This window comes from Stenotrophomonas sp. Steno-C18, from assembly GCF_056393195.1.
Map to the genome: position 1 here is coordinate 185,804 of NZ_JBWJOX010000006.1, position 17,229 is coordinate 203,032.

The following is a 17,229-nucleotide window of genomic DNA, read 5'->3' on the forward strand; positions in this document are numbered from 1 at the left end:
GTCGTCGCAACCCTGTTTCGTGACCACCCTTATTGGCTCCGAGGGAGCATGCCATGAGCACCATTGATTTCACCTCGTTCCTCAAGCTGATGGCGCACCAGAAAGCGTCGGACCTGTTCATCACCGCCGGCATGCCGCCGTCGATGAAGGTCAACGGCAAGCTGTCGCCGATCACCCAGACCCCGCTGACCAGCCAGCAGAGCCGCGACCTGGTGCTGAACGTGATGACGCCGGCCCAGCGCGAGGAATTCGAGAAAACCCACGAGTGCAACTTCGCCATCGGCGTGTCCGGCGTGGGCCGTTTCCGCGTGAGTTGTTTCTACCAGCGCAACCAGGTGGGCATGGTGCTGCGTCGCATCGAGACGCGCATTCCCACCGTGGAGGAGCTGAACCTGCCGGCGGTGATCAAGACGCTGGCCATGACCAAGCGCGGCATCATCCTGTTCGTCGGCGCCACCGGCACCGGCAAGTCGACCTCGCTGGCGGCCATGATCGGCTACCGCAACCAGAACTCCAGCGGCCATATCATCACCATCGAGGACCCGATCGAATTCGTGCACAAGCACGAAGGCTGCATCGTCACCCAGCGTGAAGTGGGCATCGACACCGACAGCTGGGAAGCGGCGCTGAAGAACACCCTGCGCCAGGCGCCGGACGTGATCATGATCGGCGAAATCCGTACCCGCGAGGGCATGGACCACGCCATCGCCTTCGCCGAAACCGGCCACCTGGTACTGGCCACGCTGCACGCCAACAACGCCAACCAGGCGATGGACCGCATCATCAACTTCTTCCCGGAAGACCGCCGCAACCAGCTGTTGATGGACCTGTCGCTGAACCTCAAGGGCGTGGTCGCGCAGCAGCTGGTGCCCAAGCCCGACGGCAAGGGTCGCCGCGTGGCGATGGAAATCCTGCTGGGCACGCCGCTGGTGCAGGACTACATCCGCGACGGCGAGATCCACAAGCTCAAGGAAGTGATGAAGGACTCGGTGCAACTGGGCATGAAGACCTTCGACCAGAGCCTGTTCGAGCTGTACCAGGCCGGCGAGATCAGCTACGACGACGCACTGCGCTACGCCGACTCGCAGAACGAGGTGCGCCTGCGCATCAAGCTCTCGCAGGGGGGCGACGCCAAGACCCTGTCGCAGGGTCTGGATGGTGTGGAGATCGCCGAGGTCCGTTGAGGGCTGGAGGCGAGTGGAAAGGCCGGTCCTGCGGAAGCGGGACTGGCCTTTTTGTTTTGGGGTATTGCGCGAACGGCGTACCCCTCCCCGGCCCTCCCCTTGCTGCGCAAAGGGAGGGGGAGAGGCCGCATTACTGCGCAGAAAATGGTGTTGCTGCCGCCTGATCGATCGCAGGAACAGCCCCCTCCCTTTGCGCAGCAAGGGGAGGGTTGGGGAGGGGGCTCTTCGCTCGATTTCCCCGCGAAGCAAAGGGGACGGCCGGGAAGGGGGTAGGCGCTTTCCAGCCCATCCCCGCTTCGCGGCTGAAGCCGCTCCTACCCGGTCTTCAGCCCTTCAGCCACTTCGGCTTGAGCTTCAGCACCCGTGCGTACACCGGGCAGCTTTCGTGGTGCGCACCGGGCAGGTAGCCCAGGCTCATCAGGAACTCGCCGGTGATCTCGCCGCCGGTGAAACGGAAGGTTTTCTTGAACAGCTTCACCCATTCGGCCTTGCTCAACGGGTGGTGCGCGTCCAGCCAGGCCGAGAAGCCGCCATGGGATCGGCGCAGCCCCTGGATCACCTGCGCGTTGTGGATCGCGGCCTGCACCTTGAGCCGGTTGCGGATGATCGCCGCATCACCCATCAGGCGGGCCACGTCGGCCTCGCCGTAGGCGGCCACGGTGTCCACGTCGAAGCCGTCGTAGGCGGCACGGAAACCCTCGCGCTTGCGCAGGATGGTTTCCCAGCTGAGCCCGGCCTGGTTGATCTCCAGCAGCAGGCGCTCGAACAGCTCGCTTTCCGCGTGCTGCGGAAAGCCGTACTCATTGGCGTGGTAATGGTCGTGAACGGGATGGCCGGGAGCGATGTCGCAGTACGTGGGCATGGGCGCGGATCAGCAGGGACGTGGCCCGATTATCGCCGCTGCACGCCCCGGACACGCGTAACCGCTAGAATATGCGTCATGTCCGCGCTGTCCCTGCCCCTGTCCAACCACCTGCTGGTCGCCCTGCCGTCCCTGGCCGATGGCACGTTCGCGCGCAGCGTCGCGCTGATCTGCCAGCACGACGAGAACGGCGCCATGGGCGTGGTCGTCAACCAGGCCTCCGATTTCACGCTGGGCGAGGTCTTCGAACAGATGGAGATCGACTGCGACGACGGCGACCTGCGCGCGGTGCCGGTGCTCAATGGCGGGCCGGTGCATACCGAGCGTGGCTTCGTCATCCATGACGACGCGCGTGGTTGGGATTCCAGTCTGACCGTTGCCGACGGCCTGTACCTGACCACCTCGCGCGACATCCTCGAGGCCATGGCCATCGGCCAGGGGCCACGCAACGCGCTGGTGACCCTGGGCTGCGCCGGCTGGGGAGCCGGGCAACTGGAACAGGAACTGGCCGACAACAGCTGGCTGACCGTTCCGGCCGATGCCGCGCTGCTGTTCGCCACGCCGCTGGAAGAACGCTGGCAGCTGGCCGCCGCGCGGATCGGCGTGGACCTGTTCCGCCTGACCGGGTACAGCGGCCGTGCCTGAGCCGGCCCGCCTGTCCACCGACAGCACCGTACTCGGCTTTGACGTCGGCTCGCGCCGCATCGGCGTGGCCATCGGCAGCGCCTTCGGCGTCGGTGCACGCGCCATCGCCGTGGTTGACGTGCATGCCAACGGACCGGACTGGACCACGCTGGACCGCCTGCACAAGGAGTGGCGGCCGCAGGGCCTGATCGTCGGCGACCCGCTGACCCTGGAAGGCGAGGACCAGCCCAACCGCAAGCGCGCGCATGCCTTCGCCCGGCAGTTGCAGCAGCGCTACAAGTTGCCGGTGCTGCTGGTCGACGAGCGCTCCAGCTCGGTCGAGGCCGCGCACCGCTTTGCCGTCGAACGTGCCGAAGGCCGCAAGCGCCGCCGCGATGCCGCCAATCTCGATGCCGTGGCCGCCGCGGTCATCATCGAGCGCTGGCTGTCGGCCCCGCACGACGCCACCCCCATTTCCTGACTGCCGAAGATCTCCCGCCATGACTGCTGCGCAACTCGATGACCAAGGACGCCTCCGCCACCTGCTGACCCTGGAAGGGTTGCCCCGAGAGACCCTGCTGCAGCTGCTCGACCGCGCCGGCCAGATCCGTGACGCGGCGGTGGGCCGGATCAGCAACAAGCGCGCGGTGCTGGCCGGCACCGCGGTGTGCACGCTGTTCTTCGAACCATCCACGCGCACCCGCAGTTCGTTCCAGCTCGCCGCGCAGCGGCTGGGCGCGGACGTGCTCAATTTCGATGCCTCCACCTCGTCCACGCGCAAGGGGGAAACCGCCTGCGACACGCTGAAGAACCTGGAAGCGATGGGCGTGCGCGGCTTCGTCATCCGCCATCCGGACGACGGCGCGGTGGCGGCGCTGGCCGCCGCGGCCGGCGAGGGCACCGCGCTGGTCAACGCCGGTGACGGTCGCAGCGCGCACCCGACCCAGGGCCTGCTCGACATGCTGACCCTGCGCCAGGCCAAGGGGCCGGACTTCTCCAAGCTCAAGGTGGTGATCGTCGGCGACGTGAAGCACTCGCGCGTGGCCCGCACCGACCTGCACGCGATGCGCACGCTGGGCGTGGGCGAGATCCGCGTGTGCGGCCCGCAGTCGTTGCTGCCCGATGATGAAACCCTCAAGGGCTGCGTGGTCGGACAGGATTTCGACGCGCTGCTGGAAGGTGCCGATGCGCTGATGATGCTGCGCCTGCAGCGCGAGCGCATGGAAGAAGGGCTGGTGCCGTCGCTGGAGCAGTACCACGCGCAGTACGGGCTGACCAACGAGCGCCTGAAGCGTGCCGGCAAGGACGCGGCGGTGTTGCACCCGGGCCCGATCAACCGCGGTGTGGAAGTGACCGACGAAGTGGCCGATGGCCCGCAGTCGTGGGTGCTGCGCCAGGTCGCCAATGGCGTGGCCGTTCGCATGGCGGTGCTGGAAACCCTGCTGGGTTGATGCCGGCTGCCGCGACAGGAGCGGTCTCGGCCGTGAAGCCAGGATTCCATCCGCTTCACCGTTGATCGCCCCCAACCTTAGGCGTCACTTCCCGCCGGCACGCTCCCGCAGCTGCTGGATGTAGGTCAGCTCCTGCAGCGCGACCGGGTTGTCGGGTTCCAGTTCCAGCGATTGCTCGTAATGGGATTGTGCCGACGGCAGGTCGCCCAGCTCGATCAGCGAGAACCCCACGCCGCGCAGCGCCAATGCCTGCAGATGCGCGGCCTCGGGATGGCTGCGGGTCAGTTCCAGCGCCTGTTGGTAGCTGGCCAGCGCACCACGCCAGTCCTTGCGCTGGTTGAAGGCGATGCCGCGTTCGGTCAGCACGTCGGCCTCATACGGGGCAGTTGCCTGGGCCTGGTCCAGCCACTGCATGGCCTGGTCGGTGTCGTGGTACTCCACGGCGATGTAGGCCAGCTGCTTGTAGGCATCTGCGCAGGCCATGTCCAGCCAGTCCAGCGGCGTGCCGTCGTTGTGGTCGGCCAGGTACAGCTCGTACTGTCGTTGGGTACGGAAGCTCACCGCACGTCGCCCGGCGACCGCCCGATAGGCATCGCAGTGCTGGGCGACCTCCAGCAACGCAACGCGCGCCTGCGCGTTGTCACCTTTCAGGCTCTGCTCGACCGATTGCTGGACCGATGCCCGTAACTCCCTGCCCAGGCCCGGCTCGGCGGGGCGCGGGGCGACCGGCGCGGTGGTCAGCTTCCACGGGCCGGTTTCGGTCTGTGCGAAGGCGAGGTTGCAGCAGAGTCCGAGCGTGACGATCAACAACAGGCGCATACCCCCCCCCCCGGTGCAGTGGCGTTGCCGGCGAGCTTTGCACGCCGTGGTCGCCGTTGCCAGTGGTTCGCCTCAGCTGTCGCGCGGTGCCATCGCCAGGATGGCCAACTGCTGCTGGGCTTCCTCGTTGCCCGCATCGGCGGCGGCCTTGACCTCCTGCAGCGACGGGTGCATCACCACCAGCAGCGGGTACTCGCACTGCGGGCAGGTGTATTCGGTCTGCTCGTCGTGCAGCTCCATCTCCATCTGCCGCGAGCTTCCCTGCCATTCGCAGGCCGGGCAGGCATGGTTCTGGTCGCGCCAGCCGGGCTGGTAGTAATCGGTGGCGGTGGTGGTCATGGGCGGTGCCTGCGGATGGGCTGCGGAGTGTAGTACGTCAGGCTTCACGTCATCCGGGAGGTCGCGGGCAGCCAGGTCGCCGGGGCGTCGCGGATGTACGACGCCCCGCTGCAATCAATGCAGCAGCACCAGCGTGGCCAGGCCAAGGAAGGTGAAGAAGCCCATCGTGTCGGTCACGGCGGTCAGGAAGATGCCGCTGGCCAGCGCCGGGTCGAAGCCCAGCCGCTTGAGCGTTAGCGGCACCAGTACGCCGGCCGAGGCGGCGAACAGCAGGTTGCAGGTCAGGGCCACGGCGATCACCAATGACAGCCCTGGCATGTGGAACCAGGCCAGCACGATCAGGCCCAGGATCGAGCCGAGCAGCAGGCCGTTGAGCAGCGCGACGCGCAGTTCCTTCCACAGCAGGGTGCGTGCGTTGGACGCGCCCACCTGGCCCAGCGCCAGGCCGCGCACCATCAGCGCCAGCACCTGGGTGCCGGCGTTGCCGCCCAAGCCGGCGACGATCGGCATCAGCACGGCCAGCGCTACCAGCTTGTCGATGGTGCCTTCGAAATGACCGACCACGCTGGAGGCCAGGAACGCAGTGCACAGGTTGATCGACAGCCACATCAGGCGCCGGCGCATGGCGCGCCAGACCGGGCTGAACAGGTCCTCGTCCTCGTCCAGGCCGGCCGCGCCCAGCACCTGGTGCTCGGCCTGGCCACGGATGATGTCGACCACGTCGTCGATGGTGATGCGGCCGATCAGGATGTTGTTGTCATCCACCACCGGTGCCGACACCCAGTCATGGTCGGAGAACTGGCGGGCCACTTCGTCGGCGCTCTCGCCGACGTCGATGGCCGGCTGCTCATCGTCGATCAGGCGGTTGATCGGGGTGGTGTCCTCGTGGGTCACCAGCGAGGCCAACGACAACCGGCCCAGGTACTGGTGACGACGGCTGACCACGAACAGGTGGTCGGTATGGTCCGGCAGCTCGCCGCGCAGGCGCAGGTAACGCAGCACCACGTCGACGTTGACGTCGGCACGCACGGTGACCACGTCCGGGTTCATCAGGCGGCCGGCGGTGTCTTCCGGATAGGACAGCACCTGCTCGAGCCGCTCGCGGTTCTCGCGGTCCATCGACTTGAGCACTTCGTCGATGACGGTGTCGGGCAGGTCCTCGACCAGGTCGGCCAGGTCGTCGATGTCCAGGTCTTCGACCGCGGCGATGATCTCGTCCGGGTCCATGTCCGCCAGCAGGCTCTCGCGCACGTCGTCGCCGACGTGCACCAGCACCTCGCCGTCATCCTCGGCGTCGACCAACCCCCACACCACCTCGCGCTTGCCCGGCGGCAGCGATTCGAGCAGGTTACCGATCTCGGCCGGCGAAAGGGTGTTGACCAGGCGGCGTACGGGGCCGAGCCGGCCGCTGTCGAGCGCATCGGAAAGCAGACGCAGCTGTCGTGCGGTCTTGTCGTGGCGTACCGCTTCGGCCATGCGCTGCTCCCGGGAATGAAAAGGCCGCTATCCGGGGCAAGGATGCGGCATCGGCGGTGTTGAGCCCGTCATTATCGCGTGCACGGCGTGCCGATGCACAGGTGCCGGGGCATCGGAATCAGTCGCGGGCGTTGCCGTTGATCCAGCGCTCGATGCCACGCCGGTCGCGGGCGGCCAGCAGTTGCGGTGCCTGCGCGCGCAGGCCGGTGAGGTCCACTTCGCGGATGGCGCGGCGCACCTCCAGCAGGGTGCCGGGGTGCAGGCTGAACTCGGTCAGGCCCAGCGCCAGCAACATTGCCGTCATCTGCGCGTCACCGGCGATCTCGCCGCACACCGCCACCGGGGTCTGGTGGCGTCGCGCGGTCTCGATCACCTGCCACAGCAGCCGCAGCACCGCCGGATGCAGCGGCGAGTACAGCTCGCTGACCGCCTCGTTGTTGCGGTCGGCGGCCAGCAGGTATTGCACCAGGTCGTTGGTGCCGATCGACAGGAAATCGACCTGGTCGATGAAGCATTCCAGCCCGATGGCTGCCGCAGGCACCTCGATCATTGCCCCGACCGGGATGTTCTCGGCCACTTCATGGCCATCGTTGCGCAGCAGCGCGGCCAGTCGCGACAACCGGCGGCGCACCGCCATGATCTCCTCGCGGCTGCTGACCATGGGCACCAGGATGCGCACCGGCCCGTAGCCGGACGCGCGCAGGATGGCGCGCAGCTGGGTGTCGGCGACCTTGGGGTTGGCCAGCGACAGGCGCACGCCGCGCAGGCCCAGCGCCGGGTTCTCCTCGTTGCCCATCACCAAGCCGGTGCGATCGGCCTTGTCCGCGCCCAGGTCCAGCGTGCGGATGGTGACCGGCCGGCCGCTCATGCCGAGCACGGTGTCGCGGTAGGCGCGGAACTGTTCTTCTTCGTCCGGCAGGTGGTTGCGCTGCAGGAACAGGAATTCGGTGCGGTACAGGCCCAGCCCGCGTGCGCCCAGCGCATGCGCCTGGGCCACGTCGTCCTGGGATTCGGCGTTGGCCAGCAGGGTGATTTCCTCACCGTCCAGCGTGCGGGTGGGCTTGGCGCGCAGGCGGCCCAGTTCGCGTTGCTCGCGGGCCAGCTCGCGCTGGCGCGCACGGTACTGGCGCAGGTCGGAGGAGGCGGGCTCGATGACGATCTCGCCGCTGCCGCCGTCCAGGATCATCACGTCGCCGTCGTTGACCTTGTTCAACACGGCGCTGGCGCCCACTACCAGCGGCATGTGCAGGCTGCGGGCCAGGATGGCGCTATGCGAAAGCACGCTGCCGCCGCTGCTGACGATGCCGACCACGCCCTGCGACTGCAGTTGGGCCAGTTCGGACGGGGCCACGTTCTCGCAGACCAGGATCTCCCCGGCCAGTCCCTTCACATGGGTGGCGCGCTTGTGCAGGAACGAATGGATGCGGCCGATGACGTGGTCCAGGTCGTCGATGCGGCTCTTGAGGTAGGCGTCCTCCATGCCCTCGAACACCTGCGCCAGGCGGTCGCGCTGGACGCGTAGCGCATGGCTGGCGCTGTAGCGCTTGCCGCGCACCAGTTCATCCAGCGCGGCAAGCAGTTCGGGGTCGTCCAGCAGCATGGCGTGCAGGTCGAGGAACTCGCCGACCTCGGCGGGCAGGGCGCCCTGCAGGCGGCTGCGCAGTTCACGCATCTCCGCGCGCGCCGCGTCGGTGGCGCGGTGCAGGCGTTCCAGTTCCTGTTCGACGGCCGATGCGGCAATGCGCTTTTCGCCGGTTTCCTGCACGTGCGGCAGGCGGACACGGGCACGCCCCAAGGCCGTGCCACGCGACGCCGCCAGCCCGTGCAGCCGGGTCATGGCAGCAGGCCCCTTGGCGTGTCGGCGGGAGGCGGCAGCGCGCGCATCAGTTGTCTTCGTCGAAACGGCGTTCGAACAGGGCGGTGATGGCTTCCAGCGCGGCACCTTCGTCCTCGCCATCGACGCGGACGGTGACCGGGGTGCCCTGGCCGGCGGCCAGCAGCATCACGCCCATGATGCTCTTGGCATTGACCTCGCGGCCCTTGGCCACCAGCGTGGCATTGGCGCGGAAGGCCGATACCACCTGCACCAGCTTGGCGGTCGCGCGGGCATGCAGGCCCAGGCGGTTGGATACGGTGAGTTCTTTCTCAAGCATCGTCGACGATGACTCCATTGCGAGCGCCCGCCGCCGCAGTGGCGGGCAGTTGGTCCAATCCCTGTTCCGGATAGTTCATCACCCGCAGCAGCATCGACAGGCTCAATCCGGAGACGCGCCTGGCCGGGGTGCCCAGCCGGGCCAGCTGGTTGGCCAGGTTGCTGGGGCTGGCGCCGTACAGGTCGGTCAGCACCAGCACGCCTTCGTCACCCTCGACCCGTCGCATCGCGGCCGAGGCCGCGGGCAGCAGTGCGTCGAGGTCGGCATCGAAGGGGACTTCGAAGGCTTCGGTCTTCAGCGGCAACTGCCGCAACAGGGTGGTCGCCACTTCCAGCAGGGAAGTGCCGACGCCGGGATGGGTCACGAGGAGAATGCCGCAGGTCATCCCTGAACGTTAACAGGTCACCATGAGTCCGCGATAGCGTCGGAACCTGTCTTCTGTGTGCCGTTCAGTACGGGGTTCAATCCTGCTCGCGGTGGAAGGTGGCCACGTCCGGCCAGCCTTGTTCGCGGGCATGCCGGGCCAGGCGTTCGGCCAGGTACACCGAACGGTGCTTGCCACCGGTGCAGCCGAAGGCGACGGTCACGTAGGCGCGGGTCTCGTTGCCCAGCTTGGGCAGCCAGGTGTCCAGCAGGTCCTGCAGCTGGGCGACATAGCGCACCACCTCCGGCTGGGCGTCCAGGTATTCGCGCACCTCACGGTCACGGCCGGTCAGCGAGCGCAGTTCCGGGTCCCAGTGCGGGTTGGGCAGCACGCGCGCATCGAACACGAAGTCGGCCTCGGCCGGCACGCCGCGCTTGTAGGCGAAGGACTCGAACAGCAGCGAGAGCTTGCTCTGCTGGCTCAGCGCGAATTCGGTGATGACCCGGCGCCGCAGCTGGTGCACGTTGAGCCGGGTGGTGTCGATCACCGCATTGGCTTCGCGGCGCAGGGGGGCGGTCAGCTCGCGCTCGCGGGTGATCGCCTCAGGCAGCGACAGGCCGAGGTGGCTGAGCGGGTGGCGACGGCGGGTATCGGCGTAGCGCGCCAGCAGGGTGTCGTCGTCGGCCTCGAAGAACAGCAGGCGGGCATCGATGCCATGCTCGTTGGCGGTCTTGCGCCACTTCGCCAGCTGGCTCAGGTCGCTGCGCCCGCGCACGTCGATGCCGACGGCGATGCGGCGCGGGCTGGTTTCATTGGCCTCGCCCAGCACCCCGCGCACGAATTCCGGCAGCAGGTTCACCGGGATGTTGTCCGAGCAGTAGTAATCCAGGTCCTCGAAGGTCTTCAGGGCGACCGATTTGCCCGAGCCGGACAGGCCGCTGACGATGACCAGCACCGGGGACTGTAAGGCGCTCATGGACTGCGTTGCTCCAACAGGTTGCTGTGGCGGGCGATGAACATGGCGGCCGGGTCGATGCCCTTGGTGCGCAGGATGTGCAGGCGCGTGGCGGCCTCGGTCAGCACCGCCAGGTTGCGGCCGGGCATCACCGGCAGGGTGATCAGCGGCACGTCCAGGTCGAGCACGTGGCGCTTGCCGGAATCGCCGGTCAGGCGCTCGTAGCCGTAGGCGCTGGGTTCGGTCATCGGCTTGGTCAGGTGGACGATGAGGCGAAGGTACTTGTTCTTCTTTACAGACGTGTCACCGAACATCTGGCGCACGTTGAGCACGCCCAGGCCACGGACCTCGAGCAGGTCCTGCAGCAGTTCCGGGCAGGTGCCGTCGAGCACGTCCGGGGCGATCTGGGTGAACTCCGGGGCATCGTCGGCGACCAGCCGGTGCCCGCGCGAGAGCAGTTCCAGCGCCAGCTCGCTCTTGCCCGAGCCGGCCTCGCCGGTGATCAGCACGCCGATGGAGTAGATCTCCATGAACACCCCGTGCAGGGTGATGCGTGGCGCCAGGGTCCGGGCCAGGTGGTAGCTGAGGTGGTTGAGCAGCTCGTGGCCGCGTTTGGGCGACACCCACAGGGGGGTCTGGGATTCGTCCGCGGCCGCACGCAGGTCTTCCGGGCAGCCATGGCTCTTGGTGATGACCAGCGCCATCGGGTGAGCCTGGATGATCCGTTCGATCACCTCCCAGCGCTGGCGCGCGTCCAGCGAATCCAGCCAGGTCAGCTCCTCGGTGCCGAGGATCTGGACCTTGTTGGGGTAGATCGTATTCAGGTAACCGGCCAGCGACGGCCGCCGTGACACGGTGTTGCCCGCCTCCAGTTCGCGGCGTGCGCCTTCGCGTCCGGCCACCCAGCGCAGGTCGAGCTTCTCGCGCTGCTGGTCGAACAATTCCTGGGCAGTGATGCTGGTATTCATCCGCGGGGCGCCTGTGGCGGTTGGGTGATGATCTGCTGCAGTGCCTCGGCATCGGGCGCATCGCGCAGGGCCTGGCGGACGCTGGCATCGGAGAACAGCTCGGCCAGCTCGGACAGCAGCATCAGGTGCTGGTGGGTGTAATGCTCGGGTACGGCCATGGCGAAGACCAGGTCCACGCCCTCGTCGCCGCCGAAATCGACCGGCTGCTGCAGGCGCAGCAAGGCGCCACGGGGCCGTTGCAGGGTAGGGGAGCGGCCATGCGGGATGGCGATGCCATGGCCGATGGCGGTGCTGCCGACGCGTTCACGCTCGCGCAGGCTGTCAAAAAGGCTGTCTGCGCCGGCTTCGCGACAGGCCAGCAGGCGCGAGGCGGCAAGAAGGGTGCTGTCTCGATCAGCGGCCGCGAGTACCTGGGTACTCACGGCCGCCATCAGGTCGGTCAACGGCATGTCTGGTGCGGAGAGTGGCTGCTGTCAGCCATTGTCGCGCAGTGCATGCGATGCGTGGGGAAGATGTTTTTCCTTGTGCTTGATGACCAACCGGTCCAGCTTGTCGGCAAGGACGTCGATGGCCGCGTACATGGTCGAGCCGGCGGCGTCGGCATGCAGGGTGCGCCCGGGCAGATTCACCGTGGCGACGACGAGGAAGTCAGGCTTGCGAGTGGACAGCTGCACCCGTATCTCGCAGTGCTGGTCGACGTGTCGTCCCACCCGCTCCAGTTTCGTTTCCACGTACTCCTTCAGGGCGGGAGTGACTTCGATCTGCTGGCCATACGTCTCGATACGCATCGGATTCCTCCTGTGGTTCGGGGTTGCCTCATGAACCCTCTGCCCAGCCAGCGAAAGCTTCAGACGATGCGGACGCGTTCGTGGGAGGCAGAAATGTTCATGGCTTCACGATACTTCGCCACGGTGCGCCGCGCCACCGGTATTCCACTGGTCTTGAGCAGCTCAGCCAGCTTCGCGTCAGAAAGCGGTTTGCGCGGGTTTTCACCATCGATCAGGTTGCGGATCATCGACTGGATGGCGGTGCTGGACGCCTCGCCGCCACCCTCGGTATCGATGCCGGAGGCGAAGAACGCGCGCAGCGGCAGGGTGCCGCGCGGGGTGCGCACGTACTTGCGGGCGATGGCGCGGGAAATGGTGGATTCGTGCAGGTCCAGTTCGCTGGCGATTTCACGCAGCGTCAACGGGCGCAGGGCCTGTTCGCCGAATTCCAGGAAGCCGGCCTGGTGGTGCAGCAGGCTGCCGACCACGCGCAGCAGGGTTTCGCCGCGCGCCTCCAGGCTCTTGAGCAGCCAGCGGGCCTCCTGCAGCTGCGCGCGCAGGTAGCTGGCGTCGGCATCGCCACAGCGGCGGATCAACTGTTCGTAGCCGCGGTGGATGACCACCCGGGGGCCGGCGTGGCCGGCCAGCGCGCAACGCCAGATGCCGCGCTGGCGCCAGATCACGCAGTCCGGCACCACGTAGGTGTCCGAGGTCAGTTCGCCGAGTTGCTTGCCCGGGCGCGGGTCCAGCGAGCGCAGCAGCTGCACGGCCTGCTCGACCGCGTCCAGGGGCTGCTTGAGTTCCTGGGCGATGCCGGGGATGCCGGCGCGCGGCAGGCGCTCCAGCGGGCCGGCGGCGATGCCGCGGGCCAGCACCAGGCCCGGGGTGTCGGCAGGCAGGGCATCCAGCTGCAGGGACAGGCATTCCCCCAGCGAGCGCGCGCCCACGCCGGCCGGGTCGAAGCGCTGGATCTGTCTTAGCACCGCGAGGATTTCGTCCTCGTCGGCATGGATATCGGGAAGCAGGGTTTCGGCGATGCCCGGCAGCGGCTCGCGCAGGTAGCCGTCCTCGTCCAGTGCATCGATCAGGGCCACGCCGATGGCGCGGTCGCGGGAACTGAGGTGGGACAGGTGCAACTGCCAGAGCAGGTGGTCGGCCAGCGTGTCGGCTTCGGCGGCCTGTTCGCGGCTGTCGCCGTCGCCGTCCTCGTCGAAGGAGCCGCCGTGGCCGCTGCTCCAGTCCTCGTCCCGGCCTTCCCAGCTGTCGCCATCGTCGCTGATGTCGCCCTGACCGAGGTCGGCCGGGGCTTCGTCGCTGGACGCGCCCGGCGCGGCCTCGTCGTCACCGGCGTTGTCGCCGTTCTCGGCCCATTCCAGCAGGGGATTGGTTTCCACCGCCTCGACCAGTTCCAGTTCGAGCTCGGTGCTGGACATCTGCAGCAGCCGGATGGCCTGACGCAACTGGGGCGTCATGACCAGGCTCTGTCCCATCGATGTCTGCAGCCGAGCTTTCATGCCGGGTTCCGTCCGGGGAAGGGCGTGACGTTGGCCGCAGGCTCAGAGGGTGAACGCGTCTCCCAGGTAGACGCGGCGAACGTCGGTGTTGGCCAGCAGCTGTTCCGGTGCCCCCTGCGCGAGAACGCTGCCTTCAGCGAGGATATACGCCCGGTCGCAGATTCCCAAGGTCTCGCGCACGTTGTGATCGGTGATCAACACGCCGATGCCGCGCTGCTTGAGGTGGGTGACGATGCGCTGGATTTCGCCGACCGAGATCGGGTCGACGCCGGCGAAGGGTTCGTCGAGCAGGATCATGCGCGGCTTGGCCGCCAGCGCGCGGGCGATCTCGCAGCGGCGACGCTCGCCACCGGACAGGCTGGCGCCGGCCTGGCTGGCAACGTGGCTGATCTGCAGTTCTTCCAGCAGCGCCGACAGTTCGCGCTCGCGGCCCTCGGCGTCGAGGTCGTCGCGCAGCTCCAGCACCAGCCGGATGTTGTCGGCCACGCTCAGCTTGCGGAACACCGACGGCTCCTGCGGCAGGTAGCCCACGCCCAGCTTGGCGCGCGAGTACATCGGGTCGGCGGTGATGTCCTGGCCATCGAGCACGATGCTGCCGGCATCGGCGGCGACCAGCCCGACGATCATGTAGAAGCAGGTGGTCTTGCCGGCGCCGTTGGGGCCGAGCAGGCCGACCACTTCGCCGGCTTCCAGGGTGAGCCCGAAGTCCTTGACGACTTCGCGGTTCTTGTAGCGCTTGCGCAGGCCTTGGGCGACGAGCATTACTTCTTGTCTCCCTGCGCGGCCGGTGCCTTGGCCTTGGGCTGGATGACGGTACGCACGCGGGTACCGTCGCCGCCGCTCTGCATCGCGCCGGTGCGGGTGTTGTAGACCATGCGCTGGCCGGCATTGGTGCCACGCTCGGACTCGACGTTGTAGTTGCCGGTGAGGATGATCACTTCGCTGCTGATGTTGTAGTCCATGTTGTCGGCACGGGCGTTCATCCAGGTGTTGTCATCCATCTGCTGCTTCAGGGTGGCCTGCTTGCCGGTCAGGATCACCCGCTCGGTCTCGCCGTTGCGCTGGATCACGTCGGCGCTGTCGGCGTGGATCTCCAGCGTGCCCTGGACGATCACCACGTCACCGCGGAACTGGCATTTGCCGTTGTCGCTGAAGTTGCAGTCGTTGTTGTTGGAGTCGATCGTCATCGGCTGGTTGCGGTCCGAGCTCTTGGCCCACGCCAGGCCAGGTGCGAGCAGGGCGGCGAGCAGGGTGATCGACGCGAGCTTAGCGGGCAGCATTGGGTTCATAGCGGGTCTTGACTCGGGATTGGAGGGAGTACTGCTGGGTTTTCAGGTTGGACTGGAAGCCGACGCCGGTCTGGCTCAGGCCCGGCCGGGTCAGGGTGACCTGGGCCTCGGTGCGGGCCAGGTTCTGCTTCGGGAAGATATCCAGCGAGGTCGTGCGGAAGGTGGTGGGTGGGGTCTTGCCGTCCTTGGGGCTGTCACCGGCCACGTTGCCGCGCAGGCGCAGCTCCTCGCCCTTGGGGCTGACCCAGCCGGTTTCGGCGCGCAACTCCCAGTGGTTGCCCGCATCATCGGGCAGCAGGAACAACGGCCGGGTGATGGTCGAGGTCTGGTCGGCGCGCTTGCGCTGCATCGCCGGTGCCCGCAGCGTGGCCGACTCCTTGCCTTCCTCGTCCAGGCTGATGATCTCGAAGTCGGAGAGCACGAAGTCGTTGACGTTCTCGCTGATCTGTTCCGGGCCGGCCACGGTTCGATGGCGCCAGGCCGAAATGCCGGTGACCAGCGCGGCGATGAACAGGCCGACGCCCAGGACGGTGCGCCAGTTCATCAGGCGTACCTCGCCAGCACGGCTTCCACCTTGCCCTGCGCCGCCAGCAGGGCGTCGCACAGCTCGCGCGCCGCGCCCCGGCCGCCGGCGGCACGGGTCTGCCAGTGCACGCGTTCGGCGATCCACGGGTGGGCGTCGGCCGGGGCAACGGCCAGCCCGACCGCGCCCAGCGGGGCCAGGTCCGGCAGGTCGTCGCCGAGGAAGGCCACCTGGTCCAGGCCAACACCGTGCTGCTCGCACAACGCCCGCACGCTGGCCAGCTTGTCGCCGACGGCGATCTGGGTGTCGATGCCCAGGTCAGCACCACGCTTCTGGGCCGACAGGCTGTTGCGGGCGGTGATCAACACCGGATGGATGCCGTGCTGCTGCAGCAGTTTCAGCCCCAGCCCGTCCTGCACGTAATACGCCTTGCTCTCGTTGCCGGCATGGTCGTAGTACAGGCGGCCGTCGGTCAGCGTGCCATCCACGTCGAAGCAGGCCAGCCGGATGCGTGCGGCCACGGCGTGCAGCGGGGCGGGGAAGTGGTCGAGCGGGGAATAGGGCATCAGCGGGCAAGGTCCGTTGCGGCGGGCATTTCGGGGTAGATGGGGGATTGTGCGGGGTTTAAACCACTTTTGCCCGCAACAGGTCATGAATGTTCAGGGCGCCGACCGGGCGATTGTCGCCATCGACCACGATCAGGCCGTTGATCTTGTGCTTCTCCAGCAAACGTGCCGCTTCCACGGCCAACTGGTCGGCGCCGATGGTGCGCGGGCCGCGGGTCATCACCTGGGCGATGCCGGCGGTGCGCACGTCCACGTCGGTGTCCAGGGCACGGCGCAGGTCACCGTCGGTGAACAGGCCGACCAGGTGGCCGTCGGCATCGACCACCGAGGTCATGCCCAGGCGCTTGCGGCTCATTTCCATCAGCGCCTGGCTCAGGCTGGCGTCCTCGGGCACGCTGGGCAGGTCCGCGCCGCTGTGCATCACGTCGGTGATGTGCAGCAGCAGGCGCCGGCCCAGGCTGCCGGCCGGGTGCGAGCGGGCGAAATCGTCGGCGGTGAAGCCGCGCGCGTCGAGCAGGGCCACGGCCAGCGCGTCGCCCATCGCCAGCGAGGCGGTGGTGCTGGAGGTCGGGGCCAGGGCCAACGGGCAGGCCTCGTGGTCCACATTCACGTCCAGGTGCACGTCGGCGGCCTTGGCCAGGCTGGACTGGGGCCGGCCGGTCATCGAGATCAGGGGGTTGCCCTGGCGCTTGAGCACCGGCAGCAGCATCAGCACTTCGTCCGACTCACCGGAGTAGGACAGCGCCAGTACCACGTCGTCCTCGGTGATCATGCCCAGGTCGCCATGCCCGGCTTCACCGGGGTGCACGTAGAAGGAGGGGGTGCCGGTGGAGGCCAGGGTGGCGGCGATCTTGCGCGCGATATGCCCGGACTTGCCCATGCCGGTGGTCACCACCCGTCCCGGGGAGGCCAGCACCAGCCGGCAGGCGGCGGCGAATTCGGCGCCGATGCGGCCCCCCACGCGGTCCAGCTCGGTACGTTCGATCTCGAACACGCGCCGGCCACTGGCGACCAGGTCGGCATCATGCAGGGTATCGAGAGAAAGCGGGGAAGCAGCCATGCGGGCGCCACTCGGAATAGTAGAATGGACGTTCATTTTATTAGGAAAGCGCTTTGGACGCCGAGACCATCCGAAACCTTATCGAAGCCGGGCTGCCCGGCGCCCGTGCCGACGTGCAGGGTGAAGACGGCGTTCACTTCGAAGCGACGGTGGTCTGCGAGGCCTTTGCCGGCAAGCTGCCGCTGGCCCGCCACCGCATGGTCTATGCGACGCTGGGCGACCTGATGGGCGGCGCGATCCACGCGCTGGCGCTCAAGACCGTTACCCCGGGTGAAGCCGGCTGAGCCGGCGCACCTCCATTTCCCCTATTCCGGC

General features: G+C 67.7%; 22 protein-coding genes. 5 read left to right on the forward strand and 17 right to left on the reverse strand.

Going from position 1 to position 17,229, the window contains the following annotated elements; genetic code table 11:
• The first annotated feature begins 53 nt into the window (after positions 1–53).
• Positions 54–1,184 carry a PilT/PilU family type 4a pilus ATPase gene (locus AC06FE_RS13935; protein WP_132864775.1) on the forward strand — a complete coding sequence of 377 codons (1,131 nt, stop codon included), beginning with the start codon at positions 54–56 and terminating at the stop codon, positions 1,182–1,184.
• 325 nt (positions 1,185–1,509) lie between these two features.
• On the opposite strand, the gene AC06FE_RS13940 is transcribed toward AC06FE_RS13935, so the two are convergent.
• Positions 1,510–2,046, reverse strand: coding sequence for a DNA-3-methyladenine glycosylase I (locus AC06FE_RS13940; RefSeq protein WP_478073367.1), 537 nt, complete (start codon positions 2,044–2,046; stop codon positions 1,510–1,512).
• Positions 2,047–2,124: 78 nt separating this feature from the next.
• On the opposite strand from AC06FE_RS13940, the gene AC06FE_RS13945 reads away from it, so the two are divergent.
• The 3 genes from AC06FE_RS13945 to AC06FE_RS13955 are packed head-to-tail and all read left to right on the forward strand — an operon-like array spanning position 2,125 to position 4,121.
• Entirely contained in the window at positions 2,125–2,691 is a 567-nt protein-coding gene (locus AC06FE_RS13945) for a YqgE/AlgH family protein (RefSeq protein WP_192286508.1), read from the forward strand.
• On the forward strand, positions 2,684–3,151 hold the full coding sequence (gene ruvX / locus AC06FE_RS13950) for a Holliday junction resolvase RuvX (RefSeq protein WP_323438430.1): 468 nt from the start codon (positions 2,684–2,686) through the stop codon (positions 3,149–3,151). The genes AC06FE_RS13945 and ruvX overlap by 8 nt, the downstream gene beginning before the upstream one ends.
• 19 nt (positions 3,152–3,170) lie before the next feature.
• Positions 3,171–4,121 carry an aspartate carbamoyltransferase catalytic subunit gene (locus AC06FE_RS13955; RefSeq protein WP_132864771.1) on the forward strand — a complete coding sequence of 317 codons (951 nt, stop codon included), beginning with the start codon at positions 3,171–3,173 and terminating at the stop codon, positions 4,119–4,121.
• Positions 4,122–4,205: 84 nt separating this feature from the next.
• Here the strand turns inward: AC06FE_RS13955 and AC06FE_RS13960 are convergent, their stop codons facing one another.
• The 16 genes from AC06FE_RS13960 to AC06FE_RS14035 all read right to left on the reverse strand — a co-directional run bounded on the left by AC06FE_RS13960 (position 4,206) and on the right by AC06FE_RS14035 (position 16,914).
• The gene (locus tag AC06FE_RS13960) at positions 4,206–4,940 is read right to left on the reverse strand and encodes a tetratricopeptide repeat protein (protein WP_192286506.1); all 735 of its coding nucleotides are present in this window, start codon (positions 4,938–4,940) and stop codon (positions 4,206–4,208) included.
• Between the two features lie 72 nt (positions 4,941–5,012).
• Positions 5,013–5,279, reverse strand: coding sequence for a hypothetical protein (locus AC06FE_RS13965; RefSeq protein WP_478073368.1), 267 nt, complete (start codon positions 5,277–5,279; stop codon positions 5,013–5,015).
• A 114-nt stretch (positions 5,280–5,393) separates the two neighbouring features.
• Positions 5,394–6,755, reverse strand: coding sequence for a magnesium transporter (gene mgtE / locus AC06FE_RS13970; protein WP_132864768.1), 1,362 nt, complete (start codon positions 6,753–6,755; stop codon positions 5,394–5,396).
• A 118-nt stretch (positions 6,756–6,873) separates the two neighbouring features.
• Positions 6,874–8,592 (reverse strand): phosphoenolpyruvate--protein phosphotransferase, encoded by a 1,719-nt coding sequence (gene ptsP / locus AC06FE_RS13975; RefSeq protein WP_192286504.1) that lies wholly within the window; start codon positions 8,590–8,592, stop codon positions 6,874–6,876.
• Between the two features lie 46 nt (positions 8,593–8,638).
• Positions 8,639–8,908 (reverse strand): HPr family phosphocarrier protein, encoded by a 270-nt coding sequence (locus tag AC06FE_RS13980; RefSeq protein ID WP_132864766.1) that lies wholly within the window; start codon positions 8,906–8,908, stop codon positions 8,639–8,641.
• Positions 8,901–9,293: a PTS sugar transporter subunit IIA gene (locus AC06FE_RS13985; RefSeq protein ID WP_478073369.1), complete on the reverse strand. Its 393-nt coding sequence runs from the start codon at positions 9,291–9,293 to the stop codon at positions 8,901–8,903. Before AC06FE_RS13985 ends, AC06FE_RS13980 begins: the two co-directional genes overlap by 8 nt.
• 76 nt (positions 9,294–9,369) lie before the next feature.
• The gene (gene rapZ / locus AC06FE_RS13990; protein WP_478073370.1) at positions 9,370–10,248 is read right to left on the reverse strand and encodes an RNase adapter RapZ; all 879 of its coding nucleotides are present in this window, start codon (positions 10,246–10,248) and stop codon (positions 9,370–9,372) included.
• A complete protein-coding gene (hprK, locus tag AC06FE_RS13995; RefSeq protein ID WP_132864763.1) occupies positions 10,245–11,195 on the reverse strand; it encodes an HPr(Ser) kinase/phosphatase in 951 nt (316 codons plus the stop codon). Before hprK ends, rapZ begins: the two co-directional genes overlap by 4 nt.
• Positions 11,192–11,644, reverse strand: a complete 453-nt coding sequence (locus tag AC06FE_RS14000) for a PTS sugar transporter subunit IIA (protein WP_446541332.1) — start codon at positions 11,642–11,644, stop codon at positions 11,192–11,194. The genes hprK and AC06FE_RS14000 overlap by 4 nt, the downstream gene beginning before the upstream one ends.
• Before the next feature lie 24 nt (positions 11,645–11,668).
• Positions 11,669–11,983, reverse strand: coding sequence for a ribosome hibernation-promoting factor, HPF/YfiA family (gene hpf / locus AC06FE_RS14005; RefSeq protein ID WP_132864761.1), 315 nt, complete (start codon positions 11,981–11,983; stop codon positions 11,669–11,671).
• Between the two features lie 59 nt (positions 11,984–12,042).
• Complete coding sequence (locus AC06FE_RS14010) at positions 12,043–13,476, reverse strand: RNA polymerase factor sigma-54 (protein ID WP_478073371.1); 1,434 nt, start codon at positions 13,474–13,476, stop codon at positions 12,043–12,045.
• A gap of 42 nt (positions 13,477–13,518) precedes the next feature.
• A complete protein-coding gene (gene lptB, locus AC06FE_RS14015; protein WP_192286500.1) occupies positions 13,519–14,238 on the reverse strand; it encodes an LPS export ABC transporter ATP-binding protein in 720 nt (239 codons plus the stop codon).
• Positions 14,238–14,765: a lipopolysaccharide transport periplasmic protein LptA gene (gene lptA, locus AC06FE_RS14020; RefSeq protein WP_132864758.1), complete on the reverse strand. Its 528-nt coding sequence runs from the start codon at positions 14,763–14,765 to the stop codon at positions 14,238–14,240. Before lptA ends, lptB begins: the two co-directional genes overlap by 1 nt.
• A complete protein-coding gene (lptC, locus tag AC06FE_RS14025) occupies positions 14,743–15,309 on the reverse strand; it encodes an LPS export ABC transporter periplasmic protein LptC (protein ID WP_478073372.1) in 567 nt (188 codons plus the stop codon). Before lptC ends, lptA begins: the two co-directional genes overlap by 23 nt.
• On the reverse strand, positions 15,309–15,854 hold the full coding sequence (locus tag AC06FE_RS14030; RefSeq protein ID WP_478073373.1) for a KdsC family phosphatase: 546 nt from the start codon (positions 15,852–15,854) through the stop codon (positions 15,309–15,311). The genes lptC and AC06FE_RS14030 overlap by 1 nt, the downstream gene beginning before the upstream one ends.
• Before the next feature lie 58 nt (positions 15,855–15,912).
• Positions 15,913–16,914: a KpsF/GutQ family sugar-phosphate isomerase gene (locus tag AC06FE_RS14035; RefSeq protein ID WP_478073374.1), complete on the reverse strand. Its 1,002-nt coding sequence runs from the start codon at positions 16,912–16,914 to the stop codon at positions 15,913–15,915.
• Positions 16,915–16,967: 53 nt separating this feature from the next.
• Between AC06FE_RS14035 and AC06FE_RS14040 the strand changes: the two genes are divergently transcribed.
• Positions 16,968–17,198 (forward strand): BolA family protein, encoded by a 231-nt coding sequence (locus AC06FE_RS14040; protein WP_192286497.1) that lies wholly within the window; start codon positions 16,968–16,970, stop codon positions 17,196–17,198.
• Positions 17,199–17,229: the final 31 nt, after the last annotated feature.